9 protein-coding genes, 1 pseudogene and 1 riboswitch are annotated in these 8,015 nt (G+C 40.7%); of the genes and pseudogenes, 5 read left to right on the forward strand and 5 right to left on the reverse strand.

Going from position 1 to position 8,015, the window contains the following annotated elements; genetic code table 11:
• Positions 1 to 209: pseudogene (locus ACP5NR_RS08435) on the reverse strand (hypothetical protein); the annotation flags it as partial.
• Between the two features lie 457 nt (positions 210 to 666).
• Between ACP5NR_RS08435 and ACP5NR_RS08440 the strand changes: the two are divergent.
• Genes ACP5NR_RS08440 through ACP5NR_RS08450 form a run of 3 tightly spaced genes read left to right on the forward strand, consistent with a single transcriptional unit; the run spans position 667 to position 4,548 of the window.
• Positions 667 to 1,626 (forward strand): Gfo/Idh/MocA family protein, encoded by a 960-nt coding sequence (locus tag ACP5NR_RS08440; RefSeq protein WP_428006317.1) that lies wholly within the window; start codon positions 667 to 669, stop codon positions 1,624 to 1,626.
• A 10-nt stretch (positions 1,627 to 1,636) separates the two neighbouring features.
• Positions 1,637 to 2,242, forward strand: a complete 606-nt coding sequence (locus ACP5NR_RS08445; protein WP_428006318.1) for a methionine synthase — start codon at positions 1,637 to 1,639, stop codon at positions 2,240 to 2,242.
• Positions 2,239 to 4,548: a homocysteine S-methyltransferase family protein gene (locus ACP5NR_RS08450; RefSeq protein ID WP_428006319.1), complete on the forward strand. Its 2,310-nt coding sequence runs from the start codon at positions 2,239 to 2,241 to the stop codon at positions 4,546 to 4,548. The genes ACP5NR_RS08445 and ACP5NR_RS08450 overlap by 4 nt, the downstream gene beginning before the upstream one ends.
• A gap of 21 nt (positions 4,549 to 4,569) precedes the next feature.
• Here the strand turns inward: ACP5NR_RS08450 and ACP5NR_RS08455 are convergent, their stop codons facing one another.
• The 4 genes from ACP5NR_RS08455 to ACP5NR_RS08470 are packed head-to-tail and all read right to left on the reverse strand — an operon-like array spanning position 4,570 to position 6,991.
• Entirely contained in the window at positions 4,570 to 5,463 is an 894-nt protein-coding gene (locus tag ACP5NR_RS08455) for an energy-coupling factor ABC transporter ATP-binding protein (RefSeq protein ID WP_428006320.1), read from the reverse strand.
• A gap of 5 nt (positions 5,464 to 5,468) precedes the next feature.
• Positions 5,469 to 6,347 (reverse strand): energy-coupling factor transporter transmembrane component T family protein, encoded by an 879-nt coding sequence (locus ACP5NR_RS08460; protein WP_428006325.1) that lies wholly within the window; start codon positions 6,345 to 6,347, stop codon positions 5,469 to 5,471.
• Positions 6,347 to 6,517, reverse strand: coding sequence for a hypothetical protein (locus ACP5NR_RS08465; RefSeq protein WP_428006321.1), 171 nt, complete (start codon positions 6,515 to 6,517; stop codon positions 6,347 to 6,349). The genes ACP5NR_RS08460 and ACP5NR_RS08465 overlap by 1 nt, the downstream gene beginning before the upstream one ends.
• A gap of 3 nt (positions 6,518 to 6,520) precedes the next feature.
• A complete protein-coding gene (locus ACP5NR_RS08470) occupies positions 6,521 to 6,991 on the reverse strand; it encodes a hypothetical protein (RefSeq protein ID WP_428006322.1) in 471 nt (156 codons plus the stop codon).
• A gap of 59 nt (positions 6,992 to 7,050) precedes the next feature.
• Positions 7,051 to 7,153: riboswitch (purine riboswitch) on the reverse strand.
• A 134-nt stretch (positions 7,154 to 7,287) separates the two neighbouring features.
• Here ACP5NR_RS08470 and ACP5NR_RS08475 point away from each other — a divergent pair.
• Both ACP5NR_RS08475 and ACP5NR_RS08480 read left to right on the forward strand, forming a co-directional pair.
• Positions 7,288 to 7,590, forward strand: a complete 303-nt coding sequence (locus ACP5NR_RS08475) for a hypothetical protein (protein WP_428006323.1) — start codon at positions 7,288 to 7,290, stop codon at positions 7,588 to 7,590.
• Positions 7,583 to 8,015, forward strand: a 433-nt coding sequence (locus tag ACP5NR_RS08480) for a winged helix-turn-helix domain-containing protein (protein ID WP_428006324.1), incomplete at its 3' end; no start/stop codon positions are given. The genes ACP5NR_RS08475 and ACP5NR_RS08480, both read left to right, overlap by 8 nt.

An 8,015-nucleotide genomic window follows, 5' to 3' on the forward strand; every position in this document is an offset into this window, starting at 1 on the left:
AACATTTGTTCACGATCATTCGTAGAACTTGGCCCCTGAATGAGTTGAACATGTATATCCGGATTTTGCTGTTCAAAAAGTTGTATCGCTTTTGCAAAAAACCCCTGCGTATCCGGTCCAGTTAGTAAAGTTAAATTCGTCGTTGCTGCTATGCTTGACACAACAAAAGCGGCAATCAAAACGAGCGAAAAAAATATCCCTTTTTTCATATCTTTCCCTCCTTAGAAATTAAATTTTAGACAAAAATAAAAACCCAACTGCAAAAATCTTTTTAAAATTCACCTCCTTTCGACATGGAATGTTTGTTTTTTAAATTAAAAATGTAAAAATGAAAACATTTACATTTATAATGTATCACAACAATTGAAATATTAAAAACTCAAATAATAACCATTTTGGACTTTTAGCGACGTTATTCGGCTGTAAAAGTCGATTTACTCGTTTTTTCTAATGATTTCTGCTCTTATTTTGAATATACTTCTGATTTTGAAAATCACCTTTGTTTGATGGGTGATATTCTCGATCGGGTCGATGTGGAATCACTCTTAAGAGTCTCAGCAATCCCTCATCAGATGCTACGTATTCGAATTATGGGCACATGCCGCATCGATGATTCGGAATTTGAATTTTGTTTGGTATAATTGATTTTGAAAGGAAGCGATTTTCATGAAATGGGCAATAATTGGATTCGGAAGTATTTCAAAGAACAGATTTGTGCCAGCACTTGAGGAAGCAGGGGGAACGTTAAGCGCGGTAGTCACTGGAAATCCTGAAAAGGTAAAGCACGAAGTCGGCAAGCATATTAAAATCACAGATAAAATAGACGATCTTGAAGATGTGGATATTGTTTACATTGCGACACCGAATTCACTTCATAAATCTCAAACCATAGCATGTGCCAAACGTGGCATAAATGTTTTTTGTGAAAAGCCTGTCGGAATGAACGCGGAAGAAGCAAAGCAAATGGCCGAATTTTGTGATAAATCCGGTGTAACCTTTGGCGTGGCGCACATGGGAAGATTTAACAGTTACAATGTACTTGCAAGGGACATTTTAAAATCGAATGAACTTGGAAAAATCGGTATAGTCAAGGCAAGTTTTTCTTTTGTCAATACTGAACGGAATAAATGGAGATACGATCTATCTTTAAGCGGCGGCGGCGCGATAATGGATATAGGCATTCATGTGATAAACTCGTTGAGGTTTATGCTTGAAAGGGACGTTGAAGAGATAACGGCCATAAACGAAAATCTGGGTTACGAGGTCGATCAAAATGCCGCAGCCATAATGAAATTTGCAAATGGACCTATCGCACTCGTCGACAGCAGTTTTGACACCTACCCAAGCGTCTCATTTGAGTTTCGTGGAGATAAAGGCATGATGTACGTCATGGATACGCTCTTTCAGGATTACAAGGGAAGGGTTATAGTTGCAAAAGATGGATCCTTTGAATTAAGAGATGTGATAGACAAAAAACCATATGTTTTAGAAATAGAAGATATGGAAAAGGCTGTTAAAAATCATACCAGACCCGCAACTGACGGATGGGAAGCCTTTAAAGACATGCAAATTGTCGATAACTGGTACAAATCGGCAAAAGCATCAAAAACCGTGAAGATAATCTGAAGAGGACGAAGTGGAGATATTTGAGATACCACCAAAAGATGTCGAAATACCACAGAGGGCTATCGCTGCAAGAATGGGCTTTAAAGGGGTTGGCGAGATTCCCGATGAATTCAGGCACAGATACGATGAAGCGATGTCAATAGCCATGGAAATCGCAAAGCCTGTTGTCGCCATTGAAGATTTCCCCGTTTATCCTCCAAGGACATCACAAAAAGGGATACTCATAGACATAATAGAGATAACAGGTACACTCGCAAAATCTCAACTCGGAAATAGTGTTGAAGTAACAGCCATGCTTGCCACACTCGGAAGCGATCTCGATGATGAGATAGCAAAATTTCATGAAGACGGAGAAGAGTTGAAATCATTTATGCTTGACGCCATAGGATCAGAACTCGTGGAATATGTTGCAAGACGCGTGGACGGCGAATTAAGATCGAGAAAATCGCTCAAAGGCAGTGCCAGAATCGCTCCCGGATATGTGGATCTTTCGATAAGTCTCAACGCGTGGTTTGCCTCCAAACTCGGAAAATTCATCTCTGTCAGATCAGATCCGCAATCATTCACATTTTTACCAAGAAAGACTATATCTGCGTTCATAGGGTGGTCGAATTGAACAGAAAAGCAATTGCCGATATTTTAAAAGAAAGAGTTTTGATCTTAGACGGTGCCTATGGAACTGAGTTTATGAGAAGAGGGTTTAAAAAAAGTCCGGAAGAGATTTTGCTTGAACATCCGGAGGCAATAAAAAAACTTCACGAAGAATACGTTAAATCCGGATCCAACGCTTTGCTTACATCAACTTTTGGCGCAAATCCTATAAAACTTTCAAAGATAGGTCTCGAATCTCATCACGACGAGATAGTCAGAAATGCCGTTAAAATAGCAAAAGATGCCTCGAAAGGCGCACTTGTATTTGGAGACATCGGGCCAACGGGAGACTTACCGTATCCGATAGGAGAAAGGTCTTTCGACGAGTATTACGAAAGTTTTCAAAAGACTTCAAAGATTCTGCTTGAAGAAGATGTCGATGCGATAATTCTTGAAACATTCACCGATATTTTAGAGTTAAAGGCTGCGTACTATGCCGTTCGTGATCTTTCGAATGACATCTTTTTGATAGCACATCTTACTTTTGATGAAAACAGCAGAACCCTTACCGGAACCGATCCTGTTAATTTTGCGATAATTTTCGATGATCTCGATGTTGACGCAATAGGAATAAATTGCTCTTTAGGGCCTGAAGAAATGCTGCCCATTTTTGAAGAACTCTCAAAATACACGCATAAATTTCTCACAGTCGAACCTGATGCGGGTGAACCGATTTTAAAGGGAGACACCGTTGAATATCCAATAAAGCCTGATGAATTTGCAATTCACATGGATTCATACTGGGAAGCAGGGGCAAATATCATAGGATCCTGCTGCGGATCTAACCCTGCTCATACTTCCAAAATATCCACTATCATAGGAAAAAGAAGTCCTGTCGAAAGGGACGAAAAGCGTCTGTTCGCAATTTCAAGTCCATCGTCCATCGTGAATTTTGACAAATTCGTACTCATAGGAGAAAGACTGAATCCTGCCGGAAAGAAAAAACTTACGGAAGCAATGCGAGGAGAAAAGATCGATTACATAGTGGATCAGGCAAGAGAACAAATTGACAGGGGAGCACATTCTTTAGATCTTAATTTTGGAGTAGAACAGACGATATCAAAAAAATTCATGTCAAAGGCTGTCTCGGCCATAACCTACAAAACGGGATCCCCACTCTCTTTGGACATCCAAACGCCGGAAATACTCGAATTCATAATGAAAAGATATCCCGGCAGGCCACTTGTCAATTCCGCCAGAGCAGTCGACGAAGAATTTTTAAAGCGTGCCGATTTCATAAAGAAATACGGCGGCATCTTGATAACGCTTTCGATGGGTGAGCGGGTACCGGAAAATTTTGAAGACAGAAAAGCATCGATAAATCACATTTTGGAAATGTTGGATTCGATAGGTTTATCAAAAGACCGAATTATTTTCGATCCGATAGTGCTTGCGATCGGTGCAGGCGCTGATGCGCGCGAAACCATAAAAACAATTTCTTATCTTGATTCAATGGGTTTAAAAACGACTTTCGGTTTATCAAACGTTTCATTCGGAATGCCTGACAGATCTTACATAAACGGCGCTTTCCTGACGATGGCGATTTTAAACGGTTTAAGTTCTGCGATAATGAACCCTCTCGATGAAATAGTCATGGGAAACTTAAAGGCTTCGCTTTTACTTTCAAAAAGGTCTCAAATTGAAGTTGAAAGAGTTCAAGGCACAGACGAACTTTTGAACTTTGTTTTAACCGGAGCGGAAGAAAAACTGCTGGACGAAGTTGATAATCTTTTGAAAACTCAAGAACCTGTGTCCGTCATAGAAAAACATCTCAAACCGGTTATGGACAAAGTGGGAGATCTGTACGGCGCGGGGAAGATATTTTTGCCCCAGTTGATACTTGCCGCTCAGACGGCACAAAAGGCCTTCGAAAAAGTCCAAAAACTCATTCCATCCGGAGGCGATTATGGAAAGTTCATCATAGCGACGGTTAAAGGAGATGTCCACGATATAGGCAAAAACATAGTGGCGACGATAGTTAAAAGTGCAGGATACAAAGTACTCGATCTCGGACGCGATGTGCCTTCTGAAAAGATAGTCGATATGGCCGAAAAAGAAAAGCCTGTAATGGTAGGACTTTCAGCCATGATGACGACCACTGCACCGAGGATAAAAGATGTAACGGACGAAATGAAAAAAAGGCATCTCCCAATTCCTGTCATAGTAGGAGGTGCCTCTCTTAACGAATCACTCGCAAAAGAACTCGGCGCTGATTTCTACGCCAAAAGCGCAACTGATGCTATCAAATATCTGAAAGATTTAAAAAGTTAATGCTAAATCGTTTTTCCTACGCTATTTGTCATTGTTTTGTATTACGATCCACTTCCCGTAAGCCCTGTTTACATCCTCTGATGTCAGCATGATATCATCGGATATCCCAACTTTGACCATTTCTTTGGATAATCGCACTATCTGAGGAGCCCTCAGAGAGGCCGTTTCAAGTACTTTGTCATTTTTGAAAAGATCGAAAGTACTTCCATCGTAGACTATCTTCCCCTGATTCATGACGATGGATCTCGGACAGAATTCGGCGACAAGACGCATATCATGCGTGATGACTATTATCGTCGTACCATCTTCATTCAATTTTTTAAGCAACTGCATTATTTCTTTTGACATCTTGTAATCCTGCCCCGTTGTTGGTTCATCCACTATTATTATCTCCGGATGCATTGCAAGCACACTTGCAACTCCAAGTCTTCTTTTCTGTCCTCTCCCGAGAAAAAGCGGATCTTCTTTTATTTTGTCAATCAAATTAACACTTTTCAAAACGGTGTTGACCCTTTCTTCTATAACAGATTGAGAAACTCCCATGTTTTTAAGGCCGTAAGCAACTTCAGCGTACACGTTTCTGTTGAATATCTGATGATCCGGATTTTGAAACACATATCCCACATGACGTGGCATGTTTCTCCTGTTTTTTACGTCATGGAGATCGAGATCCGCGACTTTAACCGTTCCGCTCACATACTGGCGAGGATCTCTTTCGTTAAGTTGCATTTGATGGGGTATGAGACCGGCGATGGAAAAACAAAGAGAGGTTTTCCCGGCCCCACTGGGACCTGTTATCCCAAAAAATTCGCCTGGCTTTACGGTCAAATTTATGTTTTTGAGGGCAAAATCACTTACAACCCCTATGAAATTCGGATATTTCCAGTAAAAGTTTTTGATGTTAACTGCATCCATCTCGATCACCTCATGATCCCAAGCATTATCATCAAATTGATGAAGTAAGATGCTATCAATATGATGACAGAGAAGCCAAGCAATATGAAATCCCTCGAATGCAGCGTATCACTTGCTTTAACTGGCGTTATGTGATTTGCCTTGCTAAAGCCACGAGCTTCAAGTGCCGAAGCCATGTCAACCGATCTCTTTATCATCGCGGCAGTCAGCGGAATAGAAAGAGAGATGAAATTTTTTGCATTTTTGATTATGCTTTTTCCAGAACTTATACTTGCACCTCTCGCGAACTGTGCATGGCGTATGGAATCAAAATCACTTTGCATGACATGAAAACTTCTCAATATCATGGAGGTAAAGAAGGCTATTTTGAATGGAGATTTCAACGCACTCATGGATTCTATTATATCTGAATCTCTTGTGGTCATTATGACAAGTAAAGTGAGGAAGGCCATCGCGGCGTATCCGACGATCTTCGTGATGCCAACTTCCAAAGAAAGTGTCGTTATCTTAAATGGAATTCCATAAGGCACAAGCGAGAAAAGTACGTTGCTTCCAACCTGATTGAACACAAGCCACCACAAAAGCATTATCAAAAGTGCAATCGGAAGTATGACAAGATACGTTCTGACAAGGAATTTCAAAACTCTCGCGTCTTCCATGAAGGCTAAGACGATGAAAAGTATCACCCCAGCGGAAAGCAAATCGGGTGTAGGTTCAGTCATAAATCTTATCACGGCAAGAGAAACAATTATGAGAATTGAAAATTTTATTATCGCGTTGAGCCTTGTGAAAATTGATCCGCGTCTTGCCGAAAAAAGCAATGTCTTTATGTACTTCTTCTCACCACTCCTGTTTACCCTTACCGCCTGAACATCTTCGGCCATCACGAGATCCATCCTTTGTTCAGCAGACCATACCTTTCCACTATCGGTGTGAGATATCTGCTTAAAAACGGCATCAAAATAAGCACTATCGCATCTCCTATTATCCACAGAGAAGCGCCAAGCCAATACGCTTTAATGGGCACAAATCCAAGTTCAGTTAGCACCCACACGCCCTACATTCCTCCGAATATGTTTGTGATGCCCATAACCCAGACCACGAACCAAATAGTTGCACCGACTTTAGAAAATATATCGCGGCCAAATGGGTCGATTCCATGTCTTGCAAGGTATCCCCTGTAAAGCAGAAAAATCAAAAGTGCGGGAATGAAATCTCCAACACTGAAGAACAAAGATGGGATGATCGGCAATCCTGTCAAGAGTCCGGCACCGACGACACTTCCGATCCATGCAGCCAGTATACCCCAAAAGCCCCACCAAAGTGTGAAGACGACGAAAAACGGATATGCCCAATAAAGAAATCCTATGCCAGGTCCAACGACAGGCGTGGCAACGGCGCCAAGCCAAGAAAGCAGAATGACAACGGCAATTTGCACGGCGTAAAGCACGTACTTCGTTGTGGTTATCTTACCCGGATTCCAGCCCAACGTGTAAATCTCGGACGGATTTACTTTTTCTTCACTCATAAAAACCTCCTTAAGATGAGATAAAATGAAAAAAGATCACCTAACTTCGTGATCTTCTGATAAAAACAGATCACTTCTTGTAGTCAGACAATTTAAGGTCATCTGGTAGAAACTCTCGAGCCATATTCTCAAGATTATACAGAAGTGCAAATTAATTTTATAATTGGATTATATCACACAAAAAAGATTGTGTCAATTATCCACCTTGACAATTACCTTTCAAAAATATTATAATCTTTTCACCTTTAAAATGAGTTTGTTTATTTACCTTTTCAAATATGGGGAGGTGGTTTGATATGAAATTTTGGATCTTCGTAGTTATTTTAGTCTTTGGAGTTTCTTTCGCATTTGCACAAAATTTCTTTGTTGGTTTGGAAACGAGTTCTGGAGTTTTAAATTCTGGGGTTTTAGGAATAGGGGGCGGAGTTGATACGCCTCATGCCATAATAGGTGGTTCGTTGTTGACTTCTTACGTGGAAACGGATATCGGTTTGAATTTTACCAATATACTCGGCAATCTGTACACCAATGATAATTTCAACATTAACTACGGCTGGACATCTTTACTGATTACCGCTAATGAGCCTGAACTTGTATAATAAAAGTATGGATAAAAAAATAGCAGAATGGAAAAGGGTACGAGCTTGGGAACTGAAACAAGAAGGTTGGAAACAAAACGATATAGCTAAAACGCTTAAAGTTACGAAAAGTGCCGTAAGTCAATGGATGAAGCGTGGACGTGAAGGAGGCGTCGAAGCGCTTAAAACAAAACCGCCAAGACAGTACAAACGTAAATTGACCGATGAGCAAATACGGCAACTCATCGAAGATCTCAAGAAAGGGGCAGAAGCATTCGGTTACAAAGGTAATGTTTGGACTGGCAAAAGGATATCAGATCTTATCATGAGAGAATTCGGAGTATTTTATCATTGGCATTCGATAGCGAGACTAATGCGCCAGATAGGATGGAGTTCACAAAAGCCAATACAAAGGGCAAATCAGCGAAATGAAAAAGCGATAAATG

This window comes from Athalassotoga sp. (assembly GCF_049965695.1).
In the GTDB taxonomy this organism is placed as follows: Bacteria; Thermotogota; Thermotogae; order Mesoaciditogales; family Mesoaciditogaceae; genus Athalassotoga.

What these genes read in the sequence shown, in the direction of transcription:
- ACP5NR_RS08440 (WP_428006317.1), top strand. Translation starts at nt 667, where the DNA reads ATGAAATGGGCAATAATTGGATTCGGAAGTATTTCAAAGAACAGATTT.
- ACP5NR_RS08455 (WP_428006320.1), bottom strand. Translation starts at nt 5,463, where the DNA reads ATGGATGCAGTTAACATCAAAAACTTTTACTGGAAATATCCGAATTTC.
- ACP5NR_RS08460 (WP_428006325.1), bottom strand. Translation starts at nt 6,347, where the DNA reads ATGGCCGAAGATGTTCAGGCGGTAAGGGTAAACAGGAGTGGTGAGAAG.
- ACP5NR_RS08470 (WP_428006322.1), bottom strand. Translation starts at nt 6,991, where the DNA reads ATGAGTGAAGAAAAAGTAAATCCGTCCGAGATTTACACGTTGGGCTGG.
- ACP5NR_RS08475 (WP_428006323.1), top strand. Translation starts at nt 7,288, where the DNA reads ATGAAATTTTGGATCTTCGTAGTTATTTTAGTCTTTGGAGTTTCTTTC.